The following is an 18,381-nucleotide window of genomic DNA, read 5'->3' as shown; positions in this document are numbered from 1 at the left end:
GTTTTGACTTGATTGATACATGTCTATGAGGGACTTGGTCACATTATGCAGACTAGCCTGACAAGCACCGTTACGGCAGGCCTCGCAAGGGGTTCATTGTCTCGGACAAGAAAAAAAGCCCTGGCGGATTCAGCGGATCGTTGATTCCATAAGGGCATATTTTCTTAAAACATCTTGATTGCTCTCATAAGTCATCCAGAGCATCCCCTCTTAAGGAGCTGAGTGAAGAGCAACAGACTCATCAGGGACAGCATTCGTATAGGGCGCGAACCATTCCTCATCCACATGGTCTGGAGATGGAAGGCCTCGTGTCATCGGATCAAAAATCCAGAATATACCTACAGCGAGGACAGCAGCCCCACACCCGGCGATCACAGATGAACCAGCAAACACAACACCCAGGGTTCCTCCGATCAAACTTCCCAGCGGCATCGCAATCCCGCTGATTCCGCTGGCTGCCGCCAATACGGTTCCCAGTCTCTTCTCGGGAATTGCCTTCTGGATGACCGAAATAATGATGACGTTCGTAACGCCTCCAGGAAACCAGGCCAAGCCGTACACCAAAACGACAAGCCAGGTCCATGGGGTAAATACGCTTAATCCCCAGGCAGCTCCGGACAAACAGAATGCACCGGCAAACAGATAGCCGAGCGGTAAGCGCTCAAGCTTCATATAAGGCGTCAATATGGCACCCAGGAGGCTTCCGCAAGCCGAAGCCATAAGCAGCATTCCATAGATGCTGGCCCCACCAAGACTGTCAGCAAATGCTGGCATGACCGTAAATGTTGCCCCGCCTGCTGCATTAATGACGATAATCCCGATTTGGATCCGTGCAAGAGGCGTTGCCAGCATGTAGCGAAGCCCTTCCTTCATGTCACTCCAATAACTTCCCATCGTGTTCCGAATACTTTTAGATTTTGATGAACTCGCCTCTGATATATTATTATCGTTGTTATCAGAAGTTTTGGTAGATTTCTTGATCTTCAATTGCGCGAACAACAGCGCACCGATGAAAAATCCGGCCGAATTCCATAAGTAGAGTGAAACTGCACCTAAAACCACAATCAGTACGCCGGAGATGGCGTTACATGCAACATCGATGCCCTGATTTGCAATCGAGAATAACGAATTGCCCTGTGTCAGCTGTCTTTTCTCAAGAATACGGGGGAGCGCCGTCATTTGCGCCGGATAGACCCACATATTCAGTGTCGATAAAATCGGGGTGATGGTCAGGACCAGACCAACCGTCAAGAAGTCAAAATAGAACGCAAGCGGTATGATCAATAACATTACCGCCTGAACCAGCTGGGTGTTTACCAGCAGTCCACGTAAGGGAACACGATCAATCATCGGACCGGACAGAATCTGAATGATTCGCGGCAGGATGGACAGGAAGCCGGCAATTCCGGTATACAAGGTTGAACCGCCGAGGTCATAGACCAGCCACATCGCTGCAACCGCATATAAACTGTCACCAATATTCGTTAAAATCCGGCCGATAAACAGCAGCACAAAATTTCGGTTCTTGAAAATTTCCATTCAGCTTCTCTCCATTTCGAAGTTTAATAGTTAAGCCTGGTAGAGGCCGTGTTGGCCTCTATTTATCTTCGAGCTCCGTTGAAATCACATTGATTCCGATTGCAAATTCCTGACTGTCGCTTGATTTCGTCGCGATGGTTTTGTTCACCCATTTCTCGAGCAGTTCCTTGAATTCCGTAGTCATCTCTTGATATTGATCGCCGTTCAGCTGCAGCCTCAGGCTTATCCTGGTTCGGGTCGCCGCCGCATAATCGTCGGCAAGGACGGGGTCCATCATTTGCGTTCCCTTGGTGTTAAACCACTTGGCTTTGGATTTATAATATTTCTCTACAATGCCGCCGACAGTCCGGGTCTCCACCAAATCTATTAATCCGCCGTCGTATAACTTCTGAATATGATAGTGAATGCTCCCTGGCGATTCTCCCAATTCGTCCGCTACTTGCTTGGCGGTTTTGGCCGTATCCAGCATGGTTCCGAGAATCTTCACCCGTTGTGCACTGCCGAGCAGCTTGGCTTGTTCCACCGAAATCTCAATGCTCTGATTATGATCTTGATCCATGTTTGCCAGCACTCCATTCTAACTGAATTGTTCATTCCAATTCTATAATTTGATTTGTTATTTCCGTTCATTCCACTTTAATTTATCATTCTAATTTTCTAGATCGGTATGTCACAATAATAAACCACCTATTACCATTTGTAAATAGGCGGTTTATTTTTTTGTGTTTTTTTTCTAAAGAGGTTTGACCATGTGGTAATAAACGTGCCCGTTAATCATAATTTCCTTATCCGTGCTGTACCCTCTTCTTTCATATAAAGAATGAGCGCGATGATTGTCCGTCACAACAGCGAGCGCGATTTTATCATACTGAAGTTCCTTCGCCTTTTTCTCCGCATGGCTGATAAGTGCCGAACCTATTCCCTTTCCGCCAAACTGCGGGGAAACGGATAAGGTATCGATATAATACTCATCCTCATCGGATTCTTTATCCAGGGCGATGGCCTTGTCATTCTTCAGCTTCCGCAAACGCTCCAGGATCGGACGATCCAGTTCCGCCACCTTATCGCCCCCGTATGCCACGATAATGCCCGCTACTTCGCCGTCTACCTCTTTTACGGCAGCCTGCCGGTGACTGAGCCTGCCTTCATCCGCACGAAAATATTGCTCCAGCACTTCAATCGCCTTCTCTTCGCTTTCTTCCCCTGTCAATTGGTGCGCTACATCGTGCAGCGCATCATACAATAGCCTTACCGCTGCAGGAGCATCTTGTTGTCTTGCTGATCTGATTGTCATGTCAGTTAAGCCTCCGATTACATTCAATAATTCAAACATCCCAGTCCTCAACCTCATAAAATAAATCCATCTCGGATGAAGCTGTAAAGGATCGACGGTTTAATCCGCTGGTTCCGATCTTCTCATGCAGTCCAAAACCTCTGGATACCTTGAAAGCAAAAGTTAAACCATGAGGTATCATTGCACTTCCTCTATACAAACCCTCTCCGCAGTATGGAAGCTCAAATCCGGCATAAATGGATGGATAGGGCGGTGTGGATGGTGGCACTTTCACCTGGACGGTGACCTTCACAAACTCGGGCATCTCATCCACGACCCTCATTTCTTTATCCGCGGTCAAACCCCCATATTGAAGAAACATACGGGTGCTGCCAAGAGCTCTGGGTGTGATGCTTCCGTCAGGCCATACACGAAGCACATCCGGATCCTCGACATGGAATGTCCCGTTCATGAGCGTTTGAACAAATCCACTGGTATATGTAATAACCGGATTCAGCTGTTTGAGAGGTCCGTTTATGCCCACAACGCTATCCCCATGGAGTTGAATAGAAGCTGGTTCTCCGATATGGCCAAAAAAATATAACAACGGCGCTTGAGCTCTGCCTGCCCAGTCTCTCTGACTGTGGCCTGCGCCCGGATCGAGGAACAGCATAAGATCCTCTCCCGGTACAAAGCCGTCATGAATGAGTCGCTCTGCTTCCACTCGGGCGTATTTTTCCATGAAGACCCCTTCTGCTCCGCCCATATCCAGCCATATTCGCAGGTTCGGATGCGTACCGTATCTTTGGTAAAATGGATATTCCTGCAGTTGGCCCTCAGTGTCAAACTCAGTCTTCACGAAAAAGGGTGACATCACGGCGATGCTTCCAAAAATCTCCGGACGGCGAAATCCTATGTTATAGGTGACAATGCCGCCTGCCGAGGAACCCATCATAGCCGTGTATTCCGGCCCTTGCAGCGTTCGAAAGGTTGCATTCATGTAGGGCATCACTTCTTCAATGATAAAGGCTTCATATTGTTCACCCGCAAACGGGGGGTCGGTCACCTCATGCATCCTTGGATTGTCATGGAAGTATTCGTTCAGTCTTTGATGGGGAACCGTTGCGATACCAACGATAATAATCTCCTCCATCCGTCCTTCGGAAACAAGTCGATCTGCTGTCTCATGCATCTCCCAGGACTCCCCGGTCACGTCTGCAGAAAAAACATGCTGCCCATCATGCATATAGAGTACAGCATAACGCTTCTCCGTATTCACATGATAGCTGGGCGGAAGATATACATACAAACTTCGGGTATTACCAAGGTTAACCGATGGAAAATCCGCGATTTCCACCATTCTTGAGGACATACTGACCATTCTAACCCCTCCTGCCTATTTTTGCACCACAAGGACCACTAAGTGCTGCTTACACTGGCAAAAAACGTTACCTGAACAACAAAAAAGGCACAACCCGATAAATCAGGTTGTACCTCTGAGGTAAGCATTGCCTTACCCGTCATTATACTGGGGAATTTCCCCAATTTCAATATCAGGATTTACCCTCGGGCGGCTCTTTGGGCACATAATTAAAGATATCGCCATCCACAAAAGTATCGATCAAACGCTCCAGCCATTTATAATAGGCGACGGCCTCACGCATTTTAGCCTGATCCTCTTGCAGCACCGCTGCCAATACTTCATCATGCTCATGCTCCTTATGGAGCTTCTCGGTTTCATCCAGCGCTTTGCGCAGAACCATAATGTTGCTCTCCACCGATTTTCGCCACTTAATATCAAAGAAGTCCACGAAGCTCTGATACCAATCGTACTCGACTTCATACAGATCTTTGCGGGAACCCTTCTCCCACACTTTGTTTACCATTTTATAATCGAGCAGTGTCCGCACGCCTGTACTCATGCTGGTCTTGCTCATCTTCATTTCCTGTCCCATTTCATCCAGGTTCATCGGTTTATCCGCAAAATAAAGCAGTCCGTATAAATGCCCCGTTGAGAGTGGAATGCCGTACAAATCCATATTTCGTCCAATATTCTCAATGACACGCTTACGAATCTTATGCACGGCTGCCTGCCGTTCATCATCTAAATGGTACAAGCCCATGCTTGCAGCCTCCTCTATCTGTAGCCATCCAAGAAGTCATATCAACCTAACCAAACCAGGTGGACTCGAATTGTAGTGTGAACGATCTCAAAGAAATCTAATCAATCCCAATTCAACACACATTCTCTGATCTATTGTAGGGAAAGCTATTTTAAAAGTAAAGAAGATCGCTCCAGAGGATATAGGAGCATATGGGAGCATATGAAAGGATAACTTTGTACAGTTTTTACTGTACGTACTTTATGTACGGATATAACGTTTGATACTTTACGTATCGGTTGTTACAATGGGTGACATGGGTTTACGAGACGACATCGGTACAGACTCGGTCAATTGGACGCGTCTCTATACATTCTAAAAGGAGGAGTACTTTTGGCTATTCTGCAAGTTAACAAGGTCAGCAAATTGTTCGGCACGAATCCGGAACAAGGGATTCAACTGCTTGAGCAGGGCTGGGGTAAAACGCGAATTGCGAAAGAGAAAAATATAACGGTTGGCGTTAACCGTGTCAGCTTCGACATTCATGAAGGCGAAATCTTTGTCATCATGGGGCTGTCCGGCAGCGGCAAGTCTACATTGGTCCGTTTGCTAAATCGGTTGATTGAACCAACATCGGGTGAAATATTGATTCATGGCAAAGATCTTCGAAAAATGAACAAGGAACAGCTGCGGGAGGTTCGACGCAAGAAAATCAGCATGGTGTTCCAAAAGTTCGCTTTGTTTCCCCATCGCTCGGTTGTAGAAAATGTGGAGTACGGATTAGAGATTCAAAAGGTAGACAAGAGCAAGAGGCGCGAAGCCGCCATGAAGTCACTTGAGCTCGTAGGCTTGAAGGGCTGGGAAGAAAAAATGCCCGACCAGCTTAGTGGCGGGATGCAGCAGCGCGTCGGGCTAGCCCGCGCACTGGCCAATGATCCAGAGATTCTGCTTATGGATGAAGCATTCAGCGCACTCGATCCCCTCATCCGCCGAGATATGCAGGACGAATTGATTGAGCTTCAGGACAAAATGAAGAAGACGATTGTGTTCATCACGCATGACCTGGACGAAGCCCTGCGAATCGGCGATCGCATTGCCCTGATGAAGGACGGCTCCATCGTTCAAATCGGAACACCGGAAGAGATCCTGACTCAGCCTGCCAACGACTACGTGGAACGTTTCGTGGAAGATGTGGATCTGTCCAAGGTGCTCACGGCTTCCCGGGTTATGCGCCGTCCCGAGACCATTACGATGGATCGCGGACCACGCGTTGCACTTGAGCTTATGCGCGAACGTGGAATCTCGAACCTGTTTGTCATTGACCGTTCCAAGAAGCTGCTTGGCGTCATAACGGCCGAAGATGCATCCGATGCGATGAAGAATAACCGCAAGCTTGAGGACATTCTTATCACGGACGGCCCGAGCGTCGGACCCGATACACTGCTGAATGAATTGTTTGAAATTACAAGTATGTCCAAAGTGCCATTAGCCGTTGTGGATGATAACGGCAGGTTGATGGGCGTCATCGTCCGCGGTGCTGTGCTCGGTGCTCTGGCTGGAGAAAGCAAGAGTGGGGAGGTGACGCAAGATGCCTAAGATTCCTCTCGCAAGCTGGGTTGATTCACTGGTCGAATGGATGGGAGACGTGTTCTCCGGCTTCTTTGACGCGATCTCTTTGATCATCGAGAAAATCGTGCAGCTGTTTACGGATCTGTTCATGCTTCCTCATCCGTATCTGTTCATTGTCATTCTGGCTGTCATCGCCTATTTCTTGGGCCGCCTGCCACTGACTTTATTCACGGCGATCGGTTTTCTGCTCATTGATAACCTCGGCTACTGGTCGCAAACGATGAGCACGCTGAGTCTGGTCATCACGGCAGCTTTAATATCGGTTCTACTGGGTGTTCCGCTTGGGATATGGGCGGCTTACAGCAGGTCCGCATCCCGGATTATTATACCGGTTCTTGATTTTATGCAGACGATGCCGGCGTTTGTATACTTACTCCCTGCCGTCACATTCTTCAGTCTGGGTGTTGTTCCAGGGGTTATTGCTTCGGTTATCTTCGCAATTCCGCCAACGATTCGTCTGACTCGTCTCGGGATTATGCAGGTATCCGGTGAATTAACGGAGGCTGCGGATGCATTCGGTTCGACTTCCGGACAGAAATTGTTCAAGGTTCAGCTTCCGCTGGCCATGCCAACCCTGATGGCCGGCATTAATCAGACCATCATGCTGTCCTTGTCGATGGTCGTTATCGCTTCGATGATCGGTGCTCAAGGCATTGGTGCCGAAGTTTATCGTGCAGTGACTCAGCTGCAAATCGGGAAAGGGTTTGAAGCTGGCTTGGCCGTCGTTATTTTGGCGATTGTCCTCGACCGCTTTACACAAAATATATTTAAATCGAAAAAAAGGGGTGCTTAATTTTGAAAAATCAAAAGTTTTGGTTGTCGCTAAGCTTGGTCGCTATTTTAATCCTGTCCGCATGCGGCGGAAACGGCGGTACGGATGGAACTACGGATAATGGAGCAAACAGCGGCTCCACCGCTTCCCTCGGCGAACAAGTAAAACATGAAATCATCGGTATTGATCCAGGTGCAGGTATTATGAAAGCAACGGCTGCTGCTATCGAGGAATATGGATTGACAGACTGGAAACTGATCGAGGGTTCCGGTGCAGCCATGACGGCAACACTGAATAAAGCTATCAAGAACGAGGATCCTATCATCATTACCGGTTGGACGCCTCACTGGATGTTCGCCAAATATGATCTGAAGTATCTGGAAGATCCGAAAAAAGTATTCGGCGAAGCTGAAGAAATTCACACGATTGCCCGTCTCGGACTGAAGGAAGATCATCCGGAAGCTTACAAATTCCTAAGCAATTTCAAATGGACCTCTGACGATATGGGTCAAATTATGACTGCTATTCAAGAAGGGCAAGATCCGGAAGCTGCTGCTAAGGAATGGGCTGACAGCAACACAGAGAAAGTGGATGCCTGGCTTGAAGGCGTGCAGCCGGTTGAAGGCAAAACTTTCAAATTCAGTTATGTCGCATGGGATTCCGAGATTGCCAGCACCAACCTGCTGAAGGTCATCATGGAAGACAAACTGGGCTATAAAGTAGAGGCGCTTCAGGTCGAAGCAGGCCCGATGTGGACCGGCGTTGCCAACGGCGACGTTGATGCAACCGTAGCAGCTTGGCTGCCATTGACGCATGCCGACTACTGGGATAAATTCAAGGACAAGGTCGAAGACCTTGGCGCTAACATGGAAGGTGTAAAAACCGGCCTGGTGGTTCCATCCTACGTGGAAGCTAATTCGATTGAGGATTTAAAATAAATACTTGTGAAGCCATCCCATGGAATATGGGGTGGCTTTTCTTCTAAAGAATGAGTCAAGATTGTCGGCCTGTGTTGGAGAGAGGATGTATCCGTTCCGGTCGCTGTTGAAACCAGGAAAACAGGATGATACTCTTGCGGCATTTTCCCGGTTTCAAAGGCGAACGCCAGGTCTCCTCCACGGATACATCCTCTTTTCTTGACTTCGGCCTCCAATCTTTCCACGTAAAAAGAGCCCTCCCATTCATCTTGGGATGGCTCTTTGCGGTGGCGGGGCTTGGCTGACCCGTATTCTACACGGTCAGCTAGCCTGAGTTATTGCCAGGCAAGCTGTGAGGTCCCCATTGGGACTCACAGGCTTGCCGGCCGCTTCTTGCGGGCTGTAAGTCCCTTTGAGAGACTTGCAGCTTTTGCTGGCGCGCACGCGGCTAATCTTTTATCGTTACCGTTACTGGCGAGTATTCGGCGATCACGGTTTGACCGTGCACCGATACGCTGCCTTGCGGCGTGAGGTCTTTTTCAGTCATGATGCCAAGGGCAATGGTGAATTTATTGAATTTGATCGGGATGTTGTTCTCCCGGCGAATTTCTTCTCCATTTACGTAGAACACCGCTTCGTCCTCGGCACGGTTATACGTAATTTTGTAAGTATTGAACTCCAGTGGTGTAAAGTGTGTGTCTTCCTCTTTAAAAATACAGAAGTAGCGGGTCTTGTCCGATTCCGGCACCTGAACGCCCGGGAACGGCAGAACAGCATATACGCTGGCATACTTGTCGTTCGAAGCAAAGAAATCCAAGGCTCCGCCGGTGCTAAAATCAAGCAGGTTCAGGGATACATAGCCGTCATACAGGTCGCCAGGCACCGTGCCCTGGGTGCGCGCCCGAATCTGCAGCTCGAAGGTGACCTCACCGGATTCCGGCACTTCCACTTCCTCGTTGGAATAATACATATGCTTGGCATTATCGAGAATTTGGATCTGGTTATTCTGGCGGCTCAGCGGCGCGCGAACGTACAGGATTCCGTTGCGTACGATAACGACAGCATTCGGCTCCCGATACTCCCAGAACGAACCGTCCGGCAGCGGGAAACCGCCGATCTTCCATACCTCGCTCTCGGACAGGATGGAGTGAAAATCACCAAAAACGCGTTGTTGTTCCATCTAATTCCCCTTCTTTCTTACAAAGTCTGAATAATTCCCTGGATGATCAACGACAGGATCAGCACGCCGCCGCAGCGCATGGTGGTCATGGTTGACGCGCCCATTAGCGGTAAATACGCTTCGGAACGGTTACTGTCCTTCAGTCTTCCATATACAAGATACAACGGAATAATCGTAAGCAGTGCTATCAGTGCGTAAGGCGGAAGCGCTCCGGCTAATACGCAGGCTATCAAAGACAAGCAGGCCAGCAGCAGCAGAACACGCGAGAAGTTCAGCGCTCTTTTTTCACCCCATACCACGACCAGGGTCTTCTTCCCGGCCTGACGGTCCGCCTGCCAATGCAAGAAGTGATGATTGAACAAAATAAGCGTTGTCAGCAGCCCGATAGGCAGTGACAGCAGCAGCGCCCGTATATCCAGATGTGAGGTTTGAACGTAGTATGCACCCATCACAGGCAAAATACCGAAGGACAGCAAAATAGCAATTTCACTGAAGCCCTTGCCCCGATATCCGAATTGGATGGGAGGTGCGACATAGAAATACGCAATCAATCCGCCAAGTGCACCGAAGACGAATGCCCACCAGCCACTGATTAAACTTAGAATAATGCCGCTCATTGCAGCTAATCCGAACAGCGACCAAGTGATGAGCTCGAATTTGCGAAGCGACCAGACGCCTTTCGTAAGGAAGCCCGAATTCGTGGAGATGGCATCGACATGCTCCTGCGCTTCCGTATCGGTTCCGTTCTTATAGTCCCACAGATCGTTCACCATGTTGGAGAACAGATGCGCAGCCCCGCTTCCGATCAAAGTCAACAAAAAGAGGCCTATATGAAATTGGCCTGTCCATACATAAGCCCCGAGTGCTCCCAAAGCAACCGGAATCAGCATGACGGGAATGACTTTGATTCGGGAAGCTTTTTTAAACTGTGTAAGGGCATCCACGTTGATATGCTCCTTTCTCTTCTATTAATACAGAATAGAACGCCTGCAAGTAGCTTGCAGACGTTTAGCGTTGTGAAACATAGAACTTGCATAAATAAGAATATCATAATTGTCGAACTTTGTAATCCGTTTGTTAGAACTTGGCTGCCCAGCCATTATACCGATGACCGTTCGATGAGCTCGAAGGCAAGCTCCTTGCGAACCGGTTCCTTCAGCTCTCCTTGAATATGTGCATAAACAAGCCTGAAGGCCTCCGACCCCATATCGAACAATCGGTTATCAATCGTGGTCAGCCCCAGCATTTTGCCGATCGGCTGATTGTCGAACCCGATAACAGCAAGCTCTTGCGGTACGTTCAGTCCTCTCTTCTCCGCTTCATAGATCAACCCGGCTGCCACATGGTCGCCCGTGACCAACAAGGCACTGGGGCGTTCCTTCATGCCCGACAGCCGATCCATAATGGCAGCGCCGTCCTCAAGATCTATACAGCCATCCAGGATCCACTCCTCGCGGTAAGGCTCCCCGATCTCCTGAAGCACTGCTCCGTATGCCTTTTGACGTGCTCTCGTGCTCGGGCTGTCCAGTCTGCCTACCGTGAATCCGATGCGCCGATGTCCCCGCTCCATTAAATAATGCATAGCGCTGCGAAATGCCTCCGCATGGTTAATATATATAGAAGAAAATAATCGTTCCCCTGCATCCCGGCAGCATACAATCGGTCCATACGTGCAGTAGGCTTCGATCTGTTTAGGAGTAACCGACGACGATAAAATAATGATGCCGTCAATCTCGCGGTTGCGCAGCATCTCCAGCACTTCCAGCTCCTTATCCGGCGCATATCCGGTCTGGCACAGGATCAGGCGATAACTGGCGGCAAGCGCTTCTTGGCCGGCTCCCTCCATCAGTAAGGAGAAGTAGGCATGATTAATAAACGGCAGCATGATGGCAATATTCATCGTTTTACCTGTAATCAGATGAACCGCATTCATATTTCGGGCGTATTTCAGCTGTTTCATCGTCTCCAGTACACGTGTCCGCTTATCTTCACTGACATAGGGATGATTATTCAAGACCCTGGATACCGTTGATACTGATACGCCTGCCAGCTTAGCGATCTCTTTGATATTTGCCATATTCCGTCATACCTCCTTTTATCCACTGGTTCCTTCCTGATACTATCATGATTGCCTCTCCTATTCAAAGGGAGGCCATGAGCGGGTTAAAGCCACTGAACCAGCATAAAGATCATATCCACTAATTACTTTTTTTGGTACTATGAATGAGTGACGAATGACTTCAGCTCTATGGAGGGATCGGTATGTCTAAACTGTTCAAGACCCTTGGTGCCATATGGCTTATCGGCGGTTTTATTGGAGGGGTCATCGTATTCATCATCATGGAGGGCAATTGGTTGACAGGGATTACTTGGCTTATCAGCGGTGCGATCATGGGCGCATTGTTCTATACGGTGGGCGAAATCCATGAAATCGTATGGGAGAATAATGCCCTGCTCCGGGAGGTGCTTCACCGTCTTCCACAGCAGCCTGGCGATAAGAAGCCTCCCCTTGGAAATTCCAGAGCCAATCTTAACGCGTTGAAGGATTATAAGATGAACGCAAAAGATTAAGACACCATAAAAGAGTGCTTGCTCTGGTATGCTTTTCATACTTTACACTGAATCTGGGTGGAAACCTTCATTCATTGTCAGCGTGACCCAAAGGGCGTGATGGCAAGAGCAAGGCTTCTGCCTTTTTATCGAAAGACTGAAACTTACATCTTGTCCGTCACGTTATCCTTGTCAAAAGGAGTTGATGGATGATGGAGACATTCGGCAGAGGCTGTTTGTACATTATTATTGGTATGGTTGTGGTGCTGCTGCTGGCCATACTGATCGGGAGCACCATTACAATCCCTTGGTTCATCTTCATTCCGCTTGTCATTATTGCCTTTGCTGTGGCTGCATCCAAGAGCAAGCGGAGGGATGATGATTAGACTCTGGCTTGGAGGTTCGCCTAAAGAACCCTTGACACAGGTAGTATTTTGAATACAGACTCATATCCTATGTAAAAAGAAGAGGGACCCCGCCGGAGTCCCTTTTTCTTTATGCAAAATCTGAATAGGCTTCGGCCGTGAAGCTTTCCGGACCGACGCGGGTAGGAAATAAAGTAATACCACCAGGCACGCTGATCAGAGCCTGATAAATAATAAATCCGGGATTTGGCGGATGGTAGTCGACTCCGCTTCCCGACAGGAGAGTAATCTCCGTGACTCCTGCCAGTAAAGGCAGTGTCTCGGTGGCAGTATAGACAGTTGTTGTTACCCCGCTTACAATACGATTAACCGTCACTGTAAGAGGAGTCAACACCGATAACAAACTGCTCACTGCCACGGTAAAATCAAATACAACTCTTAAATCTGCTCCTGCTCCTGACGTATTCAAACCGAGTGTCCCGAACAACTCAGGCGTGGTCGATACCGGGATTGCAATCGATCCGCTTGTAGCAGCATTCAGGGAAACTTGGCTATCCACTAGAAAATTCGCCATTTTATCAAAACCTCCCAACCTTTGAGATATTATAGAGTATGTTGGATTACAAGGATTGGTATAGACGGGCCGGGTATCTATCACTAGAAAATAAATATATTCCATGAAAGACGAGTAATTTGCTGTAAGATTCTATATTTAAATCTATATAAAGACAAAAAAGACTCCTGCCAGGGAGTCTTTTATAATTAATGACCTAACCAAGACACGCTGCTGTATCCTGGTCATATCTTACTTCGAGATATTCTTAAATGCCTCTGTTTGCTGCTTGATACCAACCTCTGTGGCAAAACGCTCAATGCTGGATGCTCCGAAGAATCCTTCGACACCCTTGGTTCTGGATAATACATACGCTGCATCCTCTGGCTCCGCGATGGGTCCGCCATGGCACAGAATCATAATGTCCGGGTTAACCGCTTTTCCGGCATCGCAGATCGCTTGAATCTTGTCCACGCAATCATCCAGCGTCAAGGCCGTCTTGGCACCAATCGTTCCCTTGGTAGTCAGGCCCATATGGGCAACCAGTACATCGGCTCCGGCTTCCGCCATCTTCTTCGCTTGATCAACGTCAAACACATAGGGGGTAGTCAGCATATCCAGCTCATGCGCCTTCCGGATCATCTCAACTTCAAGATCATACCCCATGCCGGTCTCCTCCAGATTGGCACGGAATACACCATCGATCAGGCCTACCGTCGGGAAGTTCTGAACTCCCGCAAAGCCCTGCTCCTTAAGCTGCTTTAGAAAAATATCCATGATCCGGAACGGATCCGTGCCGCAAACACCTGCCAATACAGGCGTATTCTTCACAACCGGCAGCACCTCGTTTCCCATGTCCACCACGATCTGGTTCGCATCTCCGTATGCCATAAGTCCGGCCAGGGAGCCGCGTCCAGCCATCCGGTAACGGCCAGAATTATAAATGATGATGAGGTCCACGCCACCGGCTTCGGCACTCTTGGCCGATATGCCCGTACCTGCTCCCGCTCCCAGTAATACCTTGCCCTCTGCTACCTCTGCCTTTAACTTGGCTAATACGTCCGCTCTCGTGCTCATTGCCATGATATGTTCCTCCTTCAGATATGAATACTTGGTGTATTGGTGAGCTATTGCTCCAATCTTACTTACGCTTCATCAGTTCCATCAATTTATCGGCGGCTGCCACTGCAAAAGTTTGATCATTAATGTCGGTCTCCATCTCCACCAGTTCCACCTTCTCACGATTGATGCGTTGTCTCAGCGTATTGAACAGCATCTCATCCTCTTGTGCCCCTCGGAATGCCTCGCCCTCCACATCCAGCATGGATACGCCTTGCAGGGGAAGCATCAACACCGTAGGACCCTCCGAAAGATTCAGTTTGTCCGCAATGATCTCGCCAAGCTGCCGGTTCTCCTCCACCGTCGTCCGCATCAGTGTAACCGAGGGGTTATGCTTGTACAGGTTCCGACCCCGGTATGCCTCAGGCACAGTATCATAAGGACCGAAGTTGACCATATCCAATGCTCCAGTTGATACGACCTGCGGTACCTGGCAGCGTCCAGCGGCTTCGAGCCGATGAGGTCCTGCCGCCAAAACGCCGCCGAACAGCTCATCGCACCATTCCGTTGTTGTCAAATCCAGTACACCGTCTATAAACCCGGCATCAATCAGACTTTCCATCGTTTGCCCGCCTGTACCTGTTGCGTGAAACACAAGCACCTCGTACCCATGCCGCTCCAAATGCTCCCTGGCATAATCAATGCAGGGTGTCGTTACACCAAACATCGTTGCTGCAATCAACGGCTTTTTATCCATCGGTGGTGCCGATTCGAACGACACCATACCTGCTACCGCATGAGCCGCATTGGTAAAAATCTTCGTGGAGAACGAGTTCAGACCGGATACATCCACAATGGAGGGAAACATGATAATGTCACTCGTCCCTACGTAAGGTGCCGTATTCCCGGATGCAACGGTAGATACCATCAGTTTCGGAACTCCGATCGGCAAGGCTCTCATGCCTGCGGTTACAATCGACGTTCCCCCTGTACCGCCGAAAGACATAATGGCGTCGAATTTCCCCTCGGCATACAGCTTCGGCACGATTTTTTCCATCCCTTGAGCCAAAACCTCGGTCCCGGCCGACCGGTCCTTCCGGGCAGCGATCTCGCGTATATCCGCCCCAGCCGCCTCTGCAACTTCGATGTTGGATACATCCGGCGCAAACATCGGCTCGAACACACCGCTGTGGATCGTAAACGTTTTTAGCCCCAGGCTCTCGATAACGGATTTCACGTATAAAAACTCGGCACCCTTGGAATCCAATGTTCCCGCTATGGCTATTGTCTTCACCGTATAGACCTCCTCAATGTCGCTTATCAGGATCGTTTGCACCAGTCCTAAAGAGGCCCGGCATGTGATCCCTATACATAAATAATACAGCGCTTTCAAATAAAAAAGATCGTATCCATGTACGATCTTTATGTATATTTGTCTTCGATGTGCTGACGATAGGTTTGGGGAGAGGTTCCCGCGTACTTTTTGAAGGTTTTGCTGAAATGGACATAGTCGAGATAGCCGACCAGCTCCGCAATTCGAGCGAGCGCCAGCTTGCTCTGCTTCATGATCTCCTGGGCTTTGTGGATGCGGTATTTGGCTATATATTCAGGAAAGCTGCACCCCACTTCTCTGTTGAACAGCGCGCTCAGATGCGTTCTGGAAACATGAATCTGTTCTGCCAACTCCGTCAATGAAATATTGTCCGCATAATGGTCAGCAATATACTCTTTTACGTAAGTTACATAATCCATCGGCTCCGCGAGGTGTGCAAGCTTATCCATCAGCTGCTGGTCCTGCTCCAGATGGCCGGTCGCCTTGAAGCGATGTGTTGCATCCACGATGGCTTCCTCCGTCGGTGTCCGTTCAAAGCTGGAGCCGCCCACGTAGCCCATAGCCGATGTGTTGTCATACATATACTGGACATCCACCGGCGTGTGGACCGGACCGCCATACAACAGCTTGATCGGCTTCTTGCCCGAAGCGTCACATACGTCAAAAATTTCTCTGGCGATCTCGGCTCCCTTCTCCAGCGACCATGCTTTTTTGGTTCCCATCAAACCGCCCGCCGTGACGCCCAAGTGTGCGCAGATGATATCGGCTCCCGCGTCCAGCATCCACAAGGCATGCTCCGGGTTAAACACAAAAGCCATCGTAAACATTCCATGCTCATGGGCGAGCCGGATGGCTTCCACCTCTTGCCGGTAAGTGATTCCCTCTTCCTCCAGGGCTTCGCGGAATTGCCCGTCGATCAATCCCAGCGTAGGGTAGTTGATAATGCCGGAAAAACCGCTGCTCCGAATTAAATCCAGGTAACCCGGCAGATGAATGGTCGGATCCGTTCCGCACAAACCGAATATAACCGGCGCATCCCGGACCACCGACAGGATCTCCCGTGAACCGAACTCCATCACCATATCATTGCAGTTCGCGTAAGGCATCAGCCCCGCGAGGGAGCCGAGCCCCATCTGCCGGAAACGCCCTGAATTCAGGGCCAGTATAAGATCCGCACCGCCCTTTACCGCATATTTGGCCGAGATCCCGGCTCCGACTGCAACGCCGATGATTCGTTCCTGGGTCTGGATTCCTTTATGTAATGTATCTAAAATCTGTTCTCTGGTCGTTATCAAGCTACTGGTCCCCTTATCTTCAATGTGACCGGGCTTATATGTATCGTTTCCTAATGCCGCTGAACCTATTATAAACCAACTTTAATAGAGACGTTTCTTATAACTGTCCTGAAGCGCCTGGGCAACGGACTCTTCCGTCACATGGTCTTGATTCACATGATCCGCTATAATCCTGGACGGATTCGGCAGCTGTTCTCTGGATAACCAGGAACCAGAATCCCAAACCTGTGAACGCATAAAAGCTTTTGCGCAGTGAATGAAACATTCCTCCACTCGTACCCCAATCCCAAGCCATGGCCTTTTTCCCTGTACGCTCAGCAGGTCAAGCAGGTCCTCATCTCTGATTAAGACGGCGCTGCCGTTGATCCGCAAAGTCTCCTTCAAACCGGGAATGACAAACACGAGGCCGACCCTCGGGTTGGACAGTATATTTCGCAGCGAATCAAACCGTCGATTACCCGGCCTTTCCGGAATGACCAACCAGGATTCATCCATGATGTGAACAAACCCCGCCGCATCTCCCCTCGGTGAGACATCACAATATCCCGATGCATCGGAGGTTGCCATAAACAGCAGCGGACTCTTTGCTATGAAGTCTTTACAGTGATGATCCATTCGATCCAACGTTTTATGCTTGACCACATGACTGGATTCCCCGAACAAACCGCGAAGCTCCTCCTCCGATGTCATCACGGATTGAAAAGGTCCTTTTATCATCAGAATCACTCTCCCATTAGATACCTAACTTCAAAAAGTACCCTATCTGTTTCTCATCCTCGGCTGCTGGTACGGTAGATACGGTATAAAAGAAGCTCCCCACAAGTTCACGGAACCTATGCGAAGCCCTTCTTCATTCTTATAAGAACACCAGCAGCAGAATACCGACAACAAAGCAATAATATGCAAAATACTTCAAATTCCCACGCGCCATAATGTTCATGAACCATTTCATTGCAAAATAAGTACAGATCAGTGTAGCTATAAACGCGAGCAGATAAGGCATCCTCAGCGAGGAAATGTCAGGATCGGACGCAATATCCAAAATGCCCAGCACCATGCCTCCAAGGCTGATTGGAATATAGAGCATAAAAGAAAACCGCAGCGCTGTCTCCTGCTTCATGCCCACAGCAATCGAAGTGATTACGGTTGAGCCAGATCTGCTAATGCCTGGTATCAGCGCAACAGCTTGGGCCAGCCCTACGATAAGCGCGTCCTTGAAGGACAGGTCATTATCCTGCTTGCGGCCGCGAAGATTCCGAATCAGCCAGAGGGCAACTCCCGTGAACAGCAGCGCGATTCCTACCGTACGTACGGAGGAGAATATCGACTCGATCTGATCCTTAAACAGCAAGCCAATAAGCACAGCGGGGATCGTACCCACAACAATATACAAAATGAACATGAAATCGGATTTATACTCCGGTTTTCGTGTGCGCAAATAATTCAGGCCATTCACAATCAATCTCTGCAGATCCTTGCGAAAAATAAACACAATCGCAATCAGCGACGCCGTATTGGTCAAAATTTCAAATGACAGCCCATTCTGCTCCATGCCCATTAATCGTTGGGCTACAATCAGATGACCGCTAGAGGATACCGGAATCGGCTCCGTAACCCCCTGCACGATGCCCAGCAGCAAGTACTTCAACCACAAGATCAAATCTTCCATAACTCTCCTACTCTCTTTGAAACATTTGTGTTTCTTATAAAAAACACTAGTCTATCATAGCCCAAAAAAATAGCAACAATCAAACCTCGCCTATGTGTATGTTGATATATTGTAGAGAAACGACAGATTTTGTCGAGTTTTTGTA

The 18,381-nt window shown here is 49.0% G+C and carries 19 protein-coding genes; 5 read left to right on the top strand and 14 right to left on the bottom strand.

The genetic code is table 11. The annotated features are described in order from the left end of the window. Nucleotides 1–210: 210 nt before the first annotated feature. The 5 genes from WDY75_RS06200 to WDY75_RS06180 form a co-directional block, all read right to left on the bottom strand. A complete protein-coding gene (locus WDY75_RS06200) occupies nt 211–1,539 on the bottom strand; it encodes an MFS transporter (protein ID WP_063480495.1) in 1,329 nt (442 codons plus the stop codon). A gap of 58 nt (nt 1,540–1,597) precedes the next feature. Further along, nucleotides 1,598–2,098: a winged helix-turn-helix domain-containing protein gene (locus tag WDY75_RS06195; protein WP_006212393.1), complete on the bottom strand. Its 501-nt coding sequence runs from the start codon at nt 2,096–2,098 to the stop codon at nt 1,598–1,600. Nucleotides 2,099–2,272: 174 nt separating this feature from the next. After that, nucleotides 2,273–2,833, bottom strand: coding sequence for a GNAT family N-acetyltransferase (locus WDY75_RS06190; RefSeq protein ID WP_063480548.1), 561 nt, complete (start codon nt 2,831–2,833; stop codon nt 2,273–2,275). A gap of 31 nt (nt 2,834–2,864) precedes the next feature. Continuing rightward, a complete protein-coding gene (locus WDY75_RS06185; RefSeq protein ID WP_036642608.1) occupies nt 2,865–4,193 on the bottom strand; it encodes an alpha/beta hydrolase in 1,329 nt (442 codons plus the stop codon). Between the two features lie 172 nt (nt 4,194–4,365). Continuing rightward, the gene (locus WDY75_RS06180; RefSeq protein WP_006212396.1) at nt 4,366–4,935 is read right to left on the bottom strand and encodes a GbsR/MarR family transcriptional regulator; all 570 of its coding nucleotides are present in this window, start codon (nt 4,933–4,935) and stop codon (nt 4,366–4,368) included. A gap of 372 nt (nt 4,936–5,307) precedes the next feature. Between WDY75_RS06180 and WDY75_RS06175 the strand changes: the two genes are divergently transcribed. From WDY75_RS06175 to WDY75_RS06165, 3 genes are read left to right on the top strand one after another with little or no spacing between them, the layout of a single operon-like run. After that, complete coding sequence (locus WDY75_RS06175) at nt 5,308–6,510, top strand: glycine betaine/L-proline ABC transporter ATP-binding protein (RefSeq protein WP_006212397.1); 1,203 nt, start codon at nt 5,308–5,310, stop codon at nt 6,508–6,510. Beyond that, complete coding sequence (locus WDY75_RS06170; protein WP_006212398.1) at nt 6,503–7,336, top strand: ABC transporter permease; 834 nt, start codon at nt 6,503–6,505, stop codon at nt 7,334–7,336. The genes WDY75_RS06175 and WDY75_RS06170 overlap by 8 nt, the downstream gene beginning before the upstream one ends. Before the next feature lie 2 nt (nt 7,337–7,338). Beyond that, complete coding sequence (locus WDY75_RS06165; RefSeq protein ID WP_006212399.1) at nt 7,339–8,253, top strand: glycine betaine ABC transporter substrate-binding protein; 915 nt, start codon at nt 7,339–7,341, stop codon at nt 8,251–8,253. A gap of 427 nt (nt 8,254–8,680) precedes the next feature. Here the strand turns inward: WDY75_RS06165 and WDY75_RS06160 are convergent, their stop codons facing one another. The 3 genes from WDY75_RS06160 to WDY75_RS06150 form a co-directional block, all read right to left on the bottom strand. After that, the gene (locus tag WDY75_RS06160) at nt 8,681–9,412 is read right to left on the bottom strand and encodes a DUF6081 family protein (RefSeq protein WP_006212401.1); all 732 of its coding nucleotides are present in this window, start codon (nt 9,410–9,412) and stop codon (nt 8,681–8,683) included. Nucleotides 9,413–9,429: 17 nt separating this feature from the next. Further along, nucleotides 9,430–10,356, bottom strand: coding sequence for a prenyltransferase (locus WDY75_RS06155; RefSeq protein WP_063480496.1), 927 nt, complete (start codon nt 10,354–10,356; stop codon nt 9,430–9,432). A gap of 155 nt (nt 10,357–10,511) precedes the next feature. Beyond that, complete coding sequence (locus WDY75_RS06150) at nt 10,512–11,489, bottom strand: LacI family DNA-binding transcriptional regulator (RefSeq protein ID WP_063480497.1); 978 nt, start codon at nt 11,487–11,489, stop codon at nt 10,512–10,514. A gap of 185 nt (nt 11,490–11,674) precedes the next feature. On the opposite strand from WDY75_RS06150, the gene WDY75_RS06145 reads away from it, so the two are divergent. Together WDY75_RS06145 and WDY75_RS06140 are read left to right on the top strand one after the other, a co-directional pair. After that, nucleotides 11,675–11,983, top strand: coding sequence for a hypothetical protein (locus WDY75_RS06145; protein ID WP_063480498.1), 309 nt, complete (start codon nt 11,675–11,677; stop codon nt 11,981–11,983). Between the two features lie 188 nt (nt 11,984–12,171). Then, complete coding sequence (locus WDY75_RS06140; RefSeq protein ID WP_155984628.1) at nt 12,172–12,348, top strand: hypothetical protein; 177 nt, start codon at nt 12,172–12,174, stop codon at nt 12,346–12,348. 109 nt (nt 12,349–12,457) lie between these two features. Here the strand turns inward: WDY75_RS06140 and WDY75_RS06135 are convergent, their stop codons facing one another. From WDY75_RS06135 to WDY75_RS06110, 6 genes are all read right to left on the bottom strand, one after another. Further along, nucleotides 12,458–12,901 carry a hypothetical protein gene (locus WDY75_RS06135; protein ID WP_006212405.1) on the bottom strand — a complete coding sequence of 148 codons (444 nt, stop codon included), beginning with the start codon at nt 12,899–12,901 and terminating at the stop codon, nt 12,458–12,460. Nucleotides 12,902–13,132: 231 nt separating this feature from the next. Continuing rightward, complete coding sequence (locus tag WDY75_RS06130; protein ID WP_063455958.1) at nt 13,133–13,963, bottom strand: phosphoenolpyruvate hydrolase family protein; 831 nt, start codon at nt 13,961–13,963, stop codon at nt 13,133–13,135. A 58-nt stretch (nt 13,964–14,021) separates the two neighbouring features. Beyond that, nucleotides 14,022–15,233, bottom strand: coding sequence for a Tm-1-like ATP-binding domain-containing protein (locus WDY75_RS06125; protein ID WP_036642618.1), 1,212 nt, complete (start codon nt 15,231–15,233; stop codon nt 14,022–14,024). A 128-nt stretch (nt 15,234–15,361) separates the two neighbouring features. Next, a complete protein-coding gene (locus WDY75_RS06120) occupies nt 15,362–16,567 on the bottom strand; it encodes a phosphoenolpyruvate hydrolase family protein (protein WP_197477177.1) in 1,206 nt (401 codons plus the stop codon). 81 nt (nt 16,568–16,648) lie between these two features. After that, nucleotides 16,649–17,284: a pyridoxamine 5'-phosphate oxidase family protein gene (locus WDY75_RS06115; protein ID WP_006212409.1), complete on the bottom strand. Its 636-nt coding sequence runs from the start codon at nt 17,282–17,284 to the stop codon at nt 16,649–16,651. 139 nt (nt 17,285–17,423) lie between these two features. After that, nucleotides 17,424–18,236, bottom strand: a complete 813-nt coding sequence (locus tag WDY75_RS06110; RefSeq protein ID WP_063480499.1) for an undecaprenyl-diphosphate phosphatase — start codon at nt 18,234–18,236, stop codon at nt 17,424–17,426. Nucleotides 18,237–18,381: the final 145 nt, after the last annotated feature.

This window comes from Paenibacillus glucanolyticus (genome assembly GCF_037333485.1).
GTDB classification, from domain to species: domain Bacteria; phylum Bacillota; class Bacilli; order Paenibacillales; family Paenibacillaceae; genus Paenibacillus_AQ; species Paenibacillus_AQ glucanolyticus.
This window is presented reverse-complemented; position numbering and strand designations above follow the sequence as displayed.